Below are 14,100 nucleotides of genomic sequence, written 5' to 3'. Positions count from 1 at the left end.
CGCTAGTGATGGAATTCGCCGCAGTTGACGTCGAGGCACTGACCGGTGACGGCGCGTGCCATCGGCGACGCGAGAAAGATGACGGCGTCGGCCACTTCGTCGGTCTCGGGCAACCTCTTCAGATCGGTGCCCGCGGCGGTGTGCTCGTAGATCTGCTCCCTCGTTGTCCCGTACTTCTCGGCCTGGTGTGCGAAGTACTGCTTCAACGTGGGTCCCCAGATATAGCCCGGTGCAACGGAGTTCACTCGGATGCCCTGCGGACCGAGTTCCGTCGCGAGGGATTGCGACATAGCCAGAAGGGCGGATTTCGCCATCTTGTAACTGCCGTAACGCTCCTGCGAGTGGCGGAGAACCATCGAGTTGATATTCACCACCGCGCCCGAAGATTCGGCCAGAGCAGGGGTGAAGAGTTGAGTCAGGCGTAGCGCGCCGAGAACGGTCAGTTCGAAACTGCTGCGAATCGAATCGAAGTCGGTGCGGGCCAGAGGTTTCATCGACGGGACCGAGAACGCGTTGTTCACGAGTACGTCGACCTTGCCATACGCATCGACTGCCGCGGCGACGAGATTCTCCGCCGAGGCGGGGTCGGTGATGTCCGTCGGAACCGTCACCGCGCGGCGGCCGAGCGTGATGATCTCCTTGGCCACCTCCTCGAGCCGGGAGGCGGTGCGAGCGGCGAGCACCATGTCGGCGCCTGCTTCCGCACACCGCACCGCGAGCGTGCGACCCAAAGCGGGTCCGACACCGGAAATGACGACTACTTTTCCGCGCAGCAGGTTGCTGTCGCTCACGGCGGCGCTCATCCCAGCATCCGATCCGCGACAGCCGCTTGCCGCCCGGCGATCCGCGCGGCATAGCCCTCGCGTGTGATGGTGTTGGACCGGTAATACGGGAGCTTTCCGGGGATCTCCTCGATCCCGACGATCTCGATACGGGGCCCGTCGGCCTCGGTCAGTTCCCGGGACACTCGCTGCCAACGGAATTGGAGGTAGCCGCGAAGATGACCTGTCGTCTCGATCCAGTTGGTGACTCCCGGATCGGCTTCGCTGACGACGAGACGAATCATCCCATCGGGGTCCACCTGCGACTGCGAGACGTTCAGCGACGTTTGGTGGTTGATGTAGTCGAGGGAGATGTACCACAGACTACCGAGCTGAAATCCCTGGTACGGAGCGTCGGACCGCGGAACGGTGATGATGATGGCCTGGTCCTCGGAGATATCGTAGTGACCGACGGAGGAGTACTGGGTGGCCAATCCGCCCGGTGTGAGCCGGGGTTCGGTCATCGTGTTGACCGGAAGGTTGAGATAGAACCACTCGGGGAACTGCAGCCACGTCTTGACCCGTGACACGAGTGCCTTGCCTGCTCGCGCATAGCGCTTCTCCACCGACTCCCGGGTGAGGGGATCCGGCGCGGTACCGCTCGTGTCGGCGCGCGCGATGCGGATCGTTCCACGTCGCTGACTCCAATCGCTGTAGACCTCGCGGACCACCAGTTGGGAGGACCCGGGCGCGAGCGGAAAATAGTTGCGCCGGCTTGCGTCCGGCTCGGCTCCGGGACCGAACCGGACCTCGAAGCTGCCGTCGGCGGCGATATCGATCTCACGATCGTCGAAAGCGGTCACACTGCCGGGCACATCTGCGGAGGTGTAATTTCCGCTGAGAATCTGGAAGCTCAGGTCTGCTGTGGTGCCTCGTGTGCCGGTGACGACGTATTCGACGTCGTCACTGATCCGTGCGCCGAAGTACAGGGTGTCGGGGTTGTCGAGGCCCATCTTCATGTATGGCCCCGTGCCGGAGATGAACGTCGGGTGGGATCGTTCGGTGGCCCAGGCCGCATGGGTTGTCGCGAGGATTCCGCCGGCAAGGTACTGGTAGCCCTCGAGCAGATCCTGCTCGGTCCGGATGTGGGGGGCGGTCTCGATCAGTTTCTCGGCCTCGGCCAGGGCGTCGGCGAATGGGTCGGTCAGCACACCGTGCTCCTCACGATGGGGTGGTACATATATGTACCTGCGTGGTAGAACGTGATGGACCGACAATAGAACGTGTTCTAAGGAGTGGTCAATGGCTGCCATGGACGACGGCGTCGACAGAGCCCAGGGGCGACGGTCCCCGCCGACGGAACGGGTGGTGCAGGTGCTCGACTTCCTGGTGTCCCGCAAGGAGCACCGGTTCGGCCTCTCCGAACTCTCGCGGACGCTCGACATCAGTAAGCCGACGTGTCTGGGCATCCTCACCGAGCTGGTCCGCGGCGGCTATCTGGTCCGCGACCCGGTTGCGAAGTCCTACGGCCTCGGCCCCGCATTGATTGCGGCCGGGCGTGCGGCGCAACAGGGCTTCGCCGCCGGTCCGGTCGCACGCAGGCATCTCGCGGCTCTCAGTGCCGAGTATCAGACGACGTGTACGGCGTCGGCGGTGGTGGGCGACCGGATCGCCGTTCTGGAACTGACGAGTCCTCCCGGCGTGCGAGCGGCTGCCAAGGTGGGGGAGATGTACCCATTCGCACCACCCGTCGGCCTGATGTATGTGCTCTGGGACGGTGAAGACGCACTGCAGTCGTGGCTACGGCGAGAACCGACCCTGCCGGTTCGTCTCGATCGGGAGCGGCTGCGCAAGGTGGTCGAGGAATGCTCACGGACGGGGTATCTCGTCGAAACGCTCACTCCGGTGGGTCAGCGTTTGCACACCTTGATGGCCGGCGTGGCCGCCCACGATCTGCCTGCGGAACTACGCGATGTTCTCGGCGAGATGGTGTCCAGTCTGGGTGAGCGCGTGCACCTCGATGCCGAACATGCCGACGCGATGCATCCGGTCAGCCTGATTGCCGCGCCGACATACGACGCGGAGGGGCATCAAGCCATGGTGCTCACGTTGTATGTGGGCGCGGAGCTCGCATCGGACGACATCGCTCGTCGAGGCAAGGCGCTCGCGGCGGCCGCGGACGCGATCACCCAGGAGGTGGGGGGACGGCGGCCTCGAACAGGTGGGCATTGACCTACTTCTGAAACACGTTCTATTGTCGAGGGGACCTTTTCGACCGGCCCGGTCCAAATATGAACCGTGCTCGGTTCGGCACTCGCGACGAGGAGTCGCCCCATGACCTCATCCATGGCACCGCCCGTTTACGAGCTGTCGCACCTCGGCGCGCTCGAGGCCGAGGCCGTGCACATCTTTCGTGAAGTGGCCGCGACGTTCGAGCGTCCGGTTCTGCTCTTCTCCGGTGGCAAGGACTCCGTGGTGATGCTCCACGTCGCCGCGAAGGCATTCTGGCCCGCACCTGTTCCTTTCGCCGTCATGCACGTGGACACCGGGCACAATTTCGACGAGGTGATCGAGTTCCGTGATCGCACGGTCGAGCGTCTCGGACTGCGGTTGGTGGTCGCACGTGTGCAGGACGACATCGATGCCGGACGTGTCAGCGAAGAGACGGGAGCGCGGGCCAGCCGGAATCGGCTTCAAACTGCGGCGCTGCTGCGCGCGATCACGGACAACGGCTTCGACGCCGTCTTCGGTGGTGCCCGCAGGGACGAGGAAAAGGCGCGCGCGAAGGAGCGGATCTTCAGCTTCCGTGACGAGTTCGGACAGTGGGAGCCTCGGGCGCAGCGCCCGGAACTGTGGAGCCTCTACAACGGGCGGCACCGCAAGGGTGAGCACATCAGGGTCTTCCCGCTGTCCAACTGGACCGAGCTCGACATCTGGCAGTACATCAGCGAGGAAGGCATCGACCTTCCCCCGCTCTACTACGCACACCGCCGCGAGGTGGTGCCCCGCGACGGAATGCTCCTTGCGCGTACTCGTTTCCTCACACTGCTGCCCGGCGACGAACCGTACGAGGCGCTCGTGCGGTTCCGGACCGTCGGCGACGCCACCTGTACGGGGTGCGTCGAATCCTCGGCCACCACCGCCGAGGCCGTCGTGACGGAGGTCGCGGCCAGCCGAGTCACCGAGCGCGGGGCGACCCGGGCGGACGACCGGATCTCCGAGGCAGGCATGGAGGATCGCAAGAAGGAAGGATACTTCTGATGCCGCAGCTACTGCGGGTCGCGACCGCGGGAAGTGTCGACGACGGCAAGTCCACTCTCATCGGCCGTCTGCTCTACGACTCCAAGGCGATTTTCGAGGACCAACTCGAGTCGGTGGAGCGCACCAGCCGCGAACGAGGCGACGAGCACGCCGACCTCGCTCTGCTCACCGACGGCCTCCGCGCGGAACGGGAGCAGGGCATCACCATCGATGTCGCGCACCGCTACTTCGCTACCCCGCATCGTAAATTCATCATCGCGGACACGCCGGGACACGAGCAGTACACCCGGAACATGGTGACCGGTGCCTCGACCGCCGACCTGGCATTGATTCTCGTCGACGCCAGAAAAGGGGTGCTCGAGCAAACCCGTAGGCATGCTTTCATCGCGAGCCTTCTCGGGATCCCACACCTGGTGTTGTGCGTGAACAAGATGGATCTGGTGGGGTGGTCGGAGCAGCGGTTCGAGGAGATCAAGGAGGAGTTCCGTCAGTTCGCGATCAAACTCGAGGTGCACGACCTCACCTTCATCCCCGTCTCCGCGTTGCGTGGCGACAACATCGCGCAGCGGACGGCCAACATGTCCTGGTACGAGGGCGCGTCACTACTGCACCATCTCGAGCAGGTGCACGTCGCCTCCGACCGCAATCTCATCGACGCGCGCTTCCCGGTGCAGTATGTGGTGCGGCCGCAACGGCAGACCGATTCCACCTGGCACGACTTCCGAGGCTACGCTGGCACGATCGCCAGCGGAGTATTCAAGCCGGGGGACGAGGTGGTGGCGCTCCCGTCGGGATTCACCTCGAAGATCAGCGCCATCTGGGGGCCGGGCGGAACCGCCGTCGACGAGGCCTTCGCACCGTCCGCGGTGTGCGTCCAGTTGGTCGATCAGTTGGACGTCAGCCGCGGAGACATGTTGTGCCGCCCCAACAACCGCCCCCTCGTCGGCAGCGAACTCGACGCCATGGTGTGCTGGTTCAGTGACCAGGCTTCCTTGAATCCCGACGCGCGGTACACCCTGCTCCACACCACCCGCGCCGTCAGGGCCACGGTGGCCCGCCTCGACTATCGGCTCGACGTGAACACCCTGCACCGCGACGACACGGCCCGCTCGCTCTCACTCAACGAGATCGGCCGAGTGCAGCTGAAGACCTCCCAACCGCTGATGTTCGACCCGTACCGCCGCAACCACGTGACGGGCAGTTTCGTTCTCGTCGACGAGAGCACGAACAACACCGTCGGTGCCGGAATGATCACCGGGCCGACCCTCTCCCCGGCGAAGGTGGTGTGGCACGCGGCGGCCGTGTCGCGCGAGGAGCGGCCCAACCGTGGTCGCACCGTCTGGCTCACCGGGCTCTCCGCTTCGGGGAAGTCCACCGTTGCGGTCGAACTCGAGCGGCGGCTGGTCGCCTCCGGCGTGCCCGCGTACCGGCTCGACGGCGACAACCTGCGACACGGGCTGAACTCCGATCTGGGGTTCGGTGCCGCGGACCGCTCGGAGAATGTCCGACGGGTAGGTGCGGTGGCGCAGTTGCTCGCCGATGCGGGCGTCGTCGCGATCGCCTGCCTCATCAGCCCCTACCGTGCGGATCGCGAGCGCGTGCGCGAAGAGCACCGGGCCGCCGGGCTCGACTTCGTCGAAGTGTTCGTCGACACCCCGGTCGAACGATGCGAGGCCCGTGATCCCAAGGGCATGTATGCGAAAGCGCGGGCCGGGGAAATCACGGGATTCACCGGAGTCGACGACCCGTACGAGGCACCCGAGCGCGCGGAACTCGTACTCCGGCCGGAGGACGGCACGCCGACCGAACAAGCAGCGAAGATTATGGAATTGTTGAGGCGTGACCTCTGACGCGCGGCTCGCGGCCGATATCGCCTCCGGTGCCGGTGCCCTGTTGCTGGATATCCGTGCTGCCGGGCTCGGATCCGCGGACGGGCGTGAGCTGGGCCGGCGTGGTGACGTCGCCGCCGACGCCTTCATCGCCGGAAAGCTGGCCGCCGAGCGTCCCGGGGATTCCATCCTTTCCGAAGAGTCGGCCGACGACCGGTCTCGCCTCGACAGCGATCGGGTCTGGATCATCGATCCCCTCGACGGCTCGAAGGAATACGGCCTCCCCGGTCACTCCGACTGGGCGGTGCACGTCGCGCTGTGGGAGCGTGGCCGGGGTGTCACCGCCGCCGCGGTCGCACAACCGGCCCTGGGGGCGGTGTACGCGAGTGACGACCCGAGCCGCGCAGTCCATGCCGAGGAATTGCCGGCGCGGCCCCGCATCGTGGTGAGTGCCAGTAGACCGCCGGCCTTCATCGACGCTGTGGCGACACAGGTCGGCGCCGAGGTCCGGGCCATGGGATCGGCTGGGGCCAAGGCGATGGCCGTGCTGCGGGGTGACGTGGACGCGTACGTGCATGCGGGCGGACAGTGGGAATGGGACTCGGCGGCCCCGGTCGGTGTCGCCGCCGCCGCGGGCCTGCATTGCTCACGCATTGACGGGACTCCACTGCAGTACAACCAGTCTCATCCCTATCTCCCCGATCTGGTGATCTGCCGGCCTGAGCTTGCGCAGGTCCTCCTCGCTGCGATCGCGGACCACGCCACCGACTCCGCCGACAGCGGACGCGTCGCGATGGCCCGTGCCTACATCGACGCGCTCGTGAGCCACGACGCGACCAGGGTCCGCCTCTCCGAGACGGCCTGGCGTGTGGAGAATGGTCAGCACACCGGCGACTCGGGGGCGTTCATCCGGGACGAACTCGAGAACGGTCCGCAATACCAGGCCATCCAGGCAGTTCGCGATCTCTCGTTCCACGAGTGGGGGGAGAATGTGGTGGCGCGATTCCTGCTCGACCTCGGCGCCGCGCCGACCGAGGTGACGACGGTCCGCATCACCGAGCATTTCCACATTCCGGCGGGAGCGATCCAGTCGGTCATGGCCATCGTCGAACCGCACGCAACCGAAGGGAATGCCGATGAGCCCCGATGAGCTGGTCACGCAATTCTGCGCCGAATGGTCTGATCCGGACCCCGCGGCGATCGCGGACTACTTCTCGGAAGACGCGGTTTATCACAATATTCCGATGGAGCCGGTCTGCGGGCGTGAGGCGATCCGCGAATTCGTGGCGGGCTTTGTCGCCGCTTTCGGCGGCATCGAGTTCCGGGTGCAGCGCCAGGTCGGCAGTGTCGGCAGCGCTGAGGACGCCGGCGGGAACGGCGTGATCATGAACGAGCGGGTCGACGTGTTCGACATCAACGACACCCGGGTGGAGCTGCCGGTCGTCGGCGTCTTCGAAATCGCCGACGGCAAGATCACCGCGTGGCGGGACTACTTCGACATGGCCCCGATCCAGGCGGCAACGGCCGGAGGTTGACTCCCGCGCAGGCCGCAAGTTGACGTCAGATTCACATGCGCTCTACTGTGACCGGACCGAACTATGACGGCCGTCACATGCGAGCGGTGGGAGGCCGTGCCGGGTGTTGATTCGCCCGGTGATTCAGCCGAACACCGCCCAACCCGGAGGAGAGCGCCGATGACCCAGATCAACACCGTCCGTGGGCCTGTCGACAGCGCGGACCTCGGTCGTACGTACATGCACGAGCACGTGTTCGTGCTGACTGCCGATGTGCAGCAGAACTATCCGGATGAGTGGGGGAGTGAGGACGAGCGCGTTGCGGACGCGGTGGCGAAGCTTCGTGCGCTGACCCAGCAGGGAGTCCGGACCATCGTCGACCCCACTGTCGTCGGCCTCGGTCGGTACATACCGCGCATCCGTCGGGTGGCCGAACAGCTCCCGGACCTGAACATCGTTGCCGCAACCGGGTTGTACACGTACGACGACGTACCGTTCTTCTTCCATTATCGAGGTCCCGCACTCGACGCCATGGTGGGCGCCGAGGTTCCCGATCCGATGGTCGACATGTTCGTCAAGGACATCGAGGTGGGAATCGCCGACACCGGGGTCCGGGCGGGGTTGCTCAAGTGCGCTATCGATGAACCCGGATTGACGCCCGGTGTCGAGCGCGTGATGCGGGCGGTAGCGAAAGCCCACCGGCGTACGGGGGTGCCGATCACCGTACACACCCATCCGGGCAGCGCTGCCGGTGTGCACGTCAAGCGGGTCATGTGCGACGAGGAGGGGGTGCGGCCCGACCGGATCGTCCTCGGGCACAGTGGTGACACAACGGACGTCGAGCATTTGACGAGCCTGGCGGAGCAGGGGTTCATCCTGGGAATGGACCGGTTCGGCATCAATCTGCACACGACTTTCGAGGCGCGTGCGGACACGCTCGTGGAGATGTGCCGCCGTGGGTTCGCCGGACAGATGGTGTTGTCCCAGGACGCATCCTGCTACATCGACTGGATCGATCCGAATCTGATGGCGGCGCTCCCGCAGTGGCACTACCTCCACATCGAGAACGACGTGCTGCCGTACGTCCGCGAGCGTGGTGTCACCGAGAACATGATTTCCGAGATGCTGGTGGAAGTCCCGCGGCGATATTTCGAGAACACATCTGCGTATTGAGCGGATTTACTTGAAACTGAGGCCGGATTCAAGTAATACTCGAGTATGGAGAACTCGGATGGTGGGGGATTGCTTCCCGAACAGGGGGAGGAAGGTCCGCCCTCGATGGCGAACGCCACCCTCCTTCGGGAGCCGCCAGTTACCGCCCGAGGAGTCCGTACTCGGAATCGGCTGATTGCCGCTGCCCGGGTTGTGTTCGAGCGCGAGGGCTATCTCGATGCCCGACTCGTCGACATCACCAAGGAGGCTGGGCTCTCCACGGGCTCCTTCTACACCTATTTCGCCAGCAAGGAGCAGGTTTTTGCCGCCGTCGTCGAGGTGACCCAAAATGACCTGCTCCACCCCGGCATGGGACGAGTGGCCGACGAAGGCGATGTGCATGCGATCGTCGAGGCGAGCATCCGCGCGTATCTGCACGCGTGCCGCAGAAATGCGCGGCTGCTGGCGGTGCTGGAGCAGGTGGCGCACGTCGACCCCGAGTTCCGGGAACTCGAACGCCGTCGCGACGACATCTTCTTCCGACGCAACGCCCGGGCGATCGCGGACCTGCAGGATCGCGGCCTCGCAGATGCGGTACTGGATCCGATGCTCACGTCCAAGGCGCTCTCTGCCATGGTCGGCAGGATGGCGTACAGCTATTTCGTCGGACCGCTGAGCGAACGGAAATCTCTGTCGTTCGATCAGTTGGCGACAGGCCTGGCGCGGATGTGGACGAATGCCCTGCGCGTGCCGGATTCTGTCCGAGGTCAGTAGCCGGGCGCGCGCAGGATTCGCAGGACGAGGTCGGCGTTGATGTCGCCCAGCTCTTCGGGGGCGAATTCGCCGTCGGGGTCATACCACCGACAGATGTCGATGGCGAGCGACATGATGGCGAGCACCGCGACTCGGGGATCCGGGATCAGGAAGACGCCCTCGTCGATTCCCCTGCGCACCTCGCGCATTGCCGCGACACGGATCTGCAGGCGTGTCTGCGCCACGACCTCACGGTGTTCGGCGCTGAGGTGGCGGCTCTCGTACTGCGCGATGCGGGCTTTCCGAAAGTTCGTGGCGTGCAACATGCTGAAGTCCCGTACCAATGCGCGAACCCGGTCGACCGGGTCGGTGAACGGTGCGACCGCGTCGAGCGCCTGAGTCAGTGCCCGCTCATGGGCGCGGGACACGAGCCGGAACAGCAGTTCTTCCTTGGAGGGAAAGTGTACGTACATCGCTGCGGGACTCAGTCCTGCCACTGCGGAGATGTCTCGGGTGGTGGTGGCCTCGAACCCCTTGTCGGAGAACAACATCGTAGCTGCGGCAAGTAAGCGCTCCTCAGAGGACGACAGATCGTGAATGGGTTGACCACCGGGAGCTGGGGTTTCGTTCTGTAGATCTGTCATCCGCAGTCCTCACCGGTGCGGCGGGCCGGGAGCGCCCACCGCACATATATGTCGAAAGCATCGCCTCGAGTGATTGACATCACACGACAAGTGAAACACACTAAGCAAGCGCTCACTGACTTGAAGTTGGCGTCATGTTCTAAAACTTCATTTCTAGCCACACCCCCACAGACCTATCTCGAGGAGTGATTGGATGACTACATCCGCGGTGCAGCCGAGTAAGGACGCAACCGGCGACACGGCCGTCCAGCGGAAGCGGGCACACCGGAAGCTGCTGGCGGCAGGTCTCGTCGGCAGTTCCATCGAGTGGTACGACTTCTTCCTCTACGGAACCGCTGCGGCTCTTGTCTTTCCGCAAGTCTTTTTTCCCGACTCATCGGCGCTGATGGGCACTCTGCTCTCGTTCAGCACGTTCTGGGCGGGATTCGTCGCCCGGCCTCTCGGTGGACTGGTCGCCGGCCACTTCGGCGACAAATACGGGCGCAAACCCGCGGTGGTGACCTGCCTGCTCTTCATGGGCCTCGCCACCTTCCTCATCGGATGCCTCCCGGGTGCGTCGACGATCGGAGTGGCTGCACCGATTCTGCTGGTGGTGCTGCGCTTCATCCAGGGCATCGCGTGCGGCGGTCAGTGGGGTGGGATCGTCCTTCTGCTGACCGAATCGGCGAGTCCCAAACGCAGAGGGTTTTCCGGCACCTTCGGTCAGATGGGTGTCTCGTTCGGTGTGTTGCTCGGCAACCTCGTGTTCCTGGGCGCCACCGCCGCCATCTCGAACGAGGCGTTCCTCAGCTGGGGTTGGCGTATCCCCTTCTTTGCCAGTGCATTGCTGTTCCCCGTCGTGCTCTACATCCAGACGAAGGTCGAGGACACACCGGAGTTCCGCGAGCTGCAGGAAGAGGCACAGAAGGGTAAGGAAACGGTAGTCCGGGCACCGCTCACCCAGGCGATCAAAGACCACTGGCGCAAGATTCTGCTGGGGTGCGGTCTTCTCGCGGCCACCAACTCGTTGTTCTACATCTCGATCGCCGGCGTGCTCAGTTACGGCACTGCCGAACTGGGCATGAAGCGCAACGATCTGCTGGCGATCTCGCTGCTCAGTGCAGGCCTCACCGTCGGTGTGGTGTTGTGGTCGGGGCACGTGTCCGACAAGATCGGTCGTCGGCCGATGATCCTGTTCGGCGCCGGAATGATCGTGCTCTGGGCCTTCCCGTACTTCTGGCTGATCAACACGAAAAACCTGATGTTGTTCTTCATCGCCGTCACCGTCGGAAGTGTGTTCCAGTCCATGACCTACGGTCCGATCGCGGCCTACATGGGCGAGCTGTTCGCACCCAACGTGCGCTATTCGGCAGCCTCCCTGGCCTACCAACTGGCTGCGATCACGGTCAGCGGTGGCACTCCCTTCATCATGACCGCGCTGATTGCCAAAACCGGCACCACCACGCTCGTCGCCGTATTCGTCGCCTTGATGGGGCTGGTCACATTCCTTTGCGCGTGGCGGCTCCACGAGACCAACCCGGCGGAAGTCCGTAACGACCCGAACGCTGTTCCCGGAGCTCAGTTCTACTAGTACGGCATCAAGGCCGAAAAGAATGCCCACCGCCGAACGGCGGTGGGCATTCCTTTCGTGGCAGGGGTGTTCAGTTGTCGCTGATCTTCAGTACCAGCTTGCCCGTGTTTGCGCCGTCGAACAGCATGGTCAGCGTGCGGCCGAAAGCTTCGACACCGCCGGTTTCCACCTGCTCGCGGGTCACGATGTCACCGTTGCGAATCCACTCCGACATCGCCTCCATGCCCTCCTGGAACCGATCGAGATAATCGAAGACGATGAATCCGGTCATCGACGCCCGGTTGACCAGTAGCGACAGGTACCGAGACGGGCCGGGTTGTGGATCGGTGGCGTTGTATCCGGAGATCGCACCGCACAACGCGACCCGCGCATTCTTGCGCAGACGCCCCAGTGCGGCGTCGAGAATGTCACCGCCGACATTGTCGAAGTAGATGTCGATGCCGTCGGGTGCGGCCGCCCGCAGCGCAGGGCCCACCGGCCCCGCCTTGTAGTCGATCGCCGCATCGAAACCGAGCTCATCGGTGAGCCACGCGCACTTCTCGCGGCCACCGGCAATGCCGATCACCGTTGCGCCGTTCAGTTTGGCGATCTGGCCGGCGATGCTTCCTACCGCTCCCGCCGCTCCCGAGATGAGCACGACGTCGCCCTTCTCGAGCTTGCCGACATCGGTGAGGCCGAAATACGCGGTCATCCCGGGGAATCCGAGCGCACCGAGCCACGTGGGCGCGGGTGCGAGTGTCTCGTCCACGACAAGAGCGCCCCGGCCGTCGGACACCGCGAACTCCTGAATTCCGAACTGTCCGGAAACGATTGCCCCTTCCGGGAACGCCGGATTCCTGGATGCCACGACGCGGCCCACGGCATGCGCGCGCATCACCTCACCGATCTGAACGGGCGGCACGTACGACTTCACGTCGTCGAGCCAGCCACGCATGGCGGGATCGAGCGAGGCATAGTCGACCTGCACGGTGAACTCACCGTCCGATGGTGTGGGAATCGGTTCGGAGACGATCTCCCAGGTGGAGTCGTCGGGCCGGCCGATCGGGCGTTTCGCCAGTCGAACCTGTCTGTTGACGGATGTCACGGTGTCACCTTTCGAGGTACCTCAACGGTCAATGGGTCAGTTCTCAGCGCGGCCTTGTCGATCGACCGCTTGAGGATCTTTCCGGTCGAGCCCTTGGGAAGGGCGTCGACGATCGAGATGATGCGGGGAATTTTGTACGCGGACAGCCGCTCCCGAGTCCACCGCGTGAGCTCGGCGCCGTCCAGTTCTGATCCAGGCAGGAGAGCGACTACCGCGGCCACCTCTTCTCCGTAGTGGTCGTCGGGAACGCCCACGACCGCGGCCTCGACGACGTCGGGGTGCGTGTACAGCACCTCCTCGATCTCACTGGGATACACGTTGTAGCCGCCGCGAATGATGAGGTCCTTGACCCGGTCGACGATGCGGAGGTCTCCGTCCGAGTCGACACAGCCGAGATCGCCCGTGCGGAACCAGCCGTCCGGTGACAACACGCCTGCGGTGTCGACGGGCCTGCGCCAGTACCCCTTCATCACCGTGGGACCTTTCACGAAGACTTCACCGACGGTGCCGGGTGTGCACTGGTTCCCGTCGTGGTCCCGGACCTCGACCTCCATACGGGGAACAGCGCGTCCCGTGTAGCCGATCTTGCCACCGCGATCGATGTCGTTGAAGGTGCCGAACGCGGTCGTCTCGGTGAGCCCGTACCCCTCGAGGATGGTGCACCCGAAGCGCGTTTCGAATACGCGGGCCACCTCTCCGGGCAGCGAGGCGCCGCCAGAGATAGCGATCCGAAGCTGAGCGAAATCCTCCGGGTCGGCGTCGCCGGCCGCGTGGAGCATCGCATTCCACATCGTCGGGACACCGGCCATGATGGTCAGGCGGTCGCGGCGCAGCATCGCCAGCATCGCGGACGGGTCGAACCGCGCCAGCAACGACAAGGAGCCGCCACCGGTGAATGTCGCCATCATGACCGAGGCCTGTCCGAAGACGTGGAAGAGCGGGAGCCCCGTCCCTGTGCGGTCCTCGCTCGAGCCGCGACTGCATTCGGCGCCGATCTGCCCGCCCGACAGTAGGTTTCCCGCGGTCAGTTCCGCACCCTTGGGCCGCCCGGTCGTTCCGGACGTATAGAGAATGGCTGCGGTGTCCTCGCCGTCCCGGTCGACGATGGACTTCGGGAGCCCGTCCGAGACAATTATTTCCGGTGACAACGTCCAGACCGGGACGTCGAGCGCTGCTGCCGCCTGGCTCATCGCGGGCCCCAGTTCGTTCCAGAGGATCGCCAGCGACACACCGGCGTCGCTCAGGACGTACTCGGTTTCCGGCCGAGTGGACATCGTGTTCACCGGGACCACCACGGCCCCGGCCGCCTGAATCGCCAGGTATGCCACCACGAACTCGGGCACGGACGGGGCGGCGAGGAGCACGCGATCGCCGGGCGAGATATCCCATTCGCGAAGCGCGCCCGCGTAGGTCGTGCTCGCGATCTGAAGCTGTCGATAGGTCAGGGTGCTGTCTGCACCCCGCAGAGCAATGTTGTCGGGGGTGGTGTCCGCGTGGAAGCACACGGGGTCGATCACGTTTGCCATGTACGT

13 protein-coding genes are annotated in these 14,100 nt (G+C 64.7%); 8 read left to right on the top strand and 5 right to left on the bottom strand.

The features are described 5' to 3' along the window. Positions 1 to 2: 2 nt before the first annotated feature. Positions 3 to 803 carry an SDR family oxidoreductase gene (locus HYG77_RS05545; RefSeq protein WP_208962068.1) on the bottom strand — a complete coding sequence of 267 codons (801 nt, stop codon included), beginning with the start codon at positions 801 to 803 and terminating at the stop codon, positions 3 to 5. Beyond that, positions 800 to 1,972: a DUF1214 domain-containing protein gene (locus HYG77_RS05540; protein WP_208962067.1), complete on the bottom strand. Its 1,173-nt coding sequence runs from the start codon at positions 1,970 to 1,972 to the stop codon at positions 800 to 802. Before HYG77_RS05540 ends, HYG77_RS05545 begins: the two co-directional genes overlap by 4 nt. A 91-nt stretch (positions 1,973 to 2,063) precedes the next feature. Between HYG77_RS05540 and HYG77_RS05535 the strand changes: the two genes are divergently transcribed. The 7 genes from HYG77_RS05535 to HYG77_RS05505 all read left to right on the top strand — a co-directional run bounded on the left by HYG77_RS05535 (position 2,064) and on the right by HYG77_RS05505 (position 9,291). Continuing rightward, positions 2,064 to 2,993 carry a helix-turn-helix domain-containing protein gene (locus HYG77_RS05535; protein ID WP_208962066.1) on the top strand — a complete coding sequence of 310 codons (930 nt, stop codon included), beginning with the start codon at positions 2,064 to 2,066 and terminating at the stop codon, positions 2,991 to 2,993. A 102-nt stretch (positions 2,994 to 3,095) separates the two neighbouring features. Continuing rightward, positions 3,096 to 4,022 carry a sulfate adenylyltransferase subunit CysD gene (cysD, locus tag HYG77_RS05530; protein ID WP_109328644.1) on the top strand — a complete coding sequence of 309 codons (927 nt, stop codon included), beginning with the start codon at positions 3,096 to 3,098 and terminating at the stop codon, positions 4,020 to 4,022. After that, a complete protein-coding gene (gene cysC, locus HYG77_RS05525; RefSeq protein WP_208962065.1) occupies positions 4,022 to 5,872 on the top strand; it encodes an adenylyl-sulfate kinase in 1,851 nt (616 codons plus the stop codon). Before cysD ends, cysC begins: the two co-directional genes overlap by 1 nt. Further along, positions 5,862 to 7,001 (top strand): 3'(2'),5'-bisphosphate nucleotidase CysQ, encoded by a 1,140-nt coding sequence (locus HYG77_RS05520; RefSeq protein WP_208962064.1) that lies wholly within the window; start codon positions 5,862 to 5,864, stop codon positions 6,999 to 7,001. Before cysC ends, HYG77_RS05520 begins: the two co-directional genes overlap by 11 nt. Then, complete coding sequence (locus HYG77_RS05515; protein WP_208962063.1) at positions 6,988 to 7,386, top strand: limonene-1,2-epoxide hydrolase family protein; 399 nt, start codon at positions 6,988 to 6,990, stop codon at positions 7,384 to 7,386. The genes HYG77_RS05520 and HYG77_RS05515 overlap by 14 nt, the downstream gene beginning before the upstream one ends. 159 nt (positions 7,387 to 7,545) lie before the next feature. Further along, the gene (locus tag HYG77_RS05510; RefSeq protein WP_208962062.1) at positions 7,546 to 8,538 is read left to right on the top strand and encodes a phosphotriesterase; all 993 of its coding nucleotides are present in this window, start codon (positions 7,546 to 7,548) and stop codon (positions 8,536 to 8,538) included. A gap of 105 nt (positions 8,539 to 8,643) precedes the next feature. Continuing rightward, the gene (locus HYG77_RS05505; RefSeq protein WP_109328654.1) at positions 8,644 to 9,291 is read left to right on the top strand and encodes a TetR/AcrR family transcriptional regulator; all 648 of its coding nucleotides are present in this window, start codon (positions 8,644 to 8,646) and stop codon (positions 9,289 to 9,291) included. Here HYG77_RS05505 and HYG77_RS05500 read toward each other — a convergent pair. After that, entirely contained in the window at positions 9,285 to 9,914 is a 630-nt protein-coding gene (locus HYG77_RS05500; protein ID WP_208962061.1) for a TetR/AcrR family transcriptional regulator, read from the bottom strand. The two genes, HYG77_RS05505 and HYG77_RS05500, sit on opposite strands and share 7 nt — an antisense overlap. 193 nt (positions 9,915 to 10,107) lie before the next feature. Between HYG77_RS05500 and HYG77_RS05495 the strand changes: the two genes are divergently transcribed. Further along, a complete protein-coding gene (locus HYG77_RS05495) occupies positions 10,108 to 11,484 on the top strand; it encodes an MFS transporter (protein ID WP_208962060.1) in 1,377 nt (458 codons plus the stop codon). A 70-nt stretch (positions 11,485 to 11,554) separates the two neighbouring features. Here HYG77_RS05495 and HYG77_RS05490 read toward each other — a convergent pair whose 3' ends face one another. Further along, a complete protein-coding gene (locus HYG77_RS05490) occupies positions 11,555 to 12,568 on the bottom strand; it encodes an NADP-dependent oxidoreductase (RefSeq protein WP_208962059.1) in 1,014 nt (337 codons plus the stop codon). Next, on the bottom strand, positions 12,565 to 14,094 hold the full coding sequence (locus HYG77_RS05485; protein WP_208962058.1) for an AMP-binding protein: 1,530 nt from the start codon (positions 14,092 to 14,094) through the stop codon (positions 12,565 to 12,567). Before HYG77_RS05485 ends, HYG77_RS05490 begins: the two co-directional genes overlap by 4 nt. Positions 14,095 to 14,100 lie beyond the last annotated feature (6 nt).

It is taken from the genome of Rhodococcus sp. ZPP, from assembly GCF_017656075.1.
In the GTDB taxonomy this organism is placed as follows: domain Bacteria; phylum Actinomycetota; class Actinomycetes; order Mycobacteriales; family Mycobacteriaceae; genus Rhodococcus_F; species Rhodococcus_F oxybenzonivorans.
The sequence above is the reverse complement of the archived record's forward strand: the minus strand, read 5'-3'. Positions and strand labels throughout refer to the sequence as shown.

Bases quoted from the DNA above. Each gene is read 5' to 3' on its own strand.
- HYG77_RS05545 (WP_208962068.1), bottom strand. From the start codon at position 803: ATGAGCGCCGCCGTGAGCGACAGCAACCTGCTGCGCGGAAAAGTAGTC.
- HYG77_RS05535 (WP_208962066.1), top strand. From the start codon at position 2,064: ATGGCTGCCATGGACGACGGCGTCGACAGAGCCCAGGGGCGACGGTCC.
- cysD (WP_109328644.1), top strand. From the start codon at position 3,096: ATGACCTCATCCATGGCACCGCCCGTTTACGAGCTGTCGCACCTCGGC.
- cysC (WP_208962065.1), top strand. From the start codon at position 4,022: ATGCCGCAGCTACTGCGGGTCGCGACCGCGGGAAGTGTCGACGACGGC.
- HYG77_RS05515 (WP_208962063.1), top strand. From the start codon at position 6,988: ATGAGCCCCGATGAGCTGGTCACGCAATTCTGCGCCGAATGGTCTGAT.
- HYG77_RS05510 (WP_208962062.1), top strand. From the start codon at position 7,546: ATGACCCAGATCAACACCGTCCGTGGGCCTGTCGACAGCGCGGACCTC.
- HYG77_RS05505 (WP_109328654.1), top strand. From the start codon at position 8,644: ATGGCGAACGCCACCCTCCTTCGGGAGCCGCCAGTTACCGCCCGAGGA.
- HYG77_RS05500 (WP_208962061.1), bottom strand. From the start codon at position 9,914: ATGACAGATCTACAGAACGAAACCCCAGCTCCCGGTGGTCAACCCATT.
- HYG77_RS05495 (WP_208962060.1), top strand. From the start codon at position 10,108: ATGACTACATCCGCGGTGCAGCCGAGTAAGGACGCAACCGGCGACACG.
- HYG77_RS05485 (WP_208962058.1), bottom strand. From the start codon at position 14,094: ATGGCAAACGTGATCGACCCCGTGTGCTTCCACGCGGACACCACCCCC.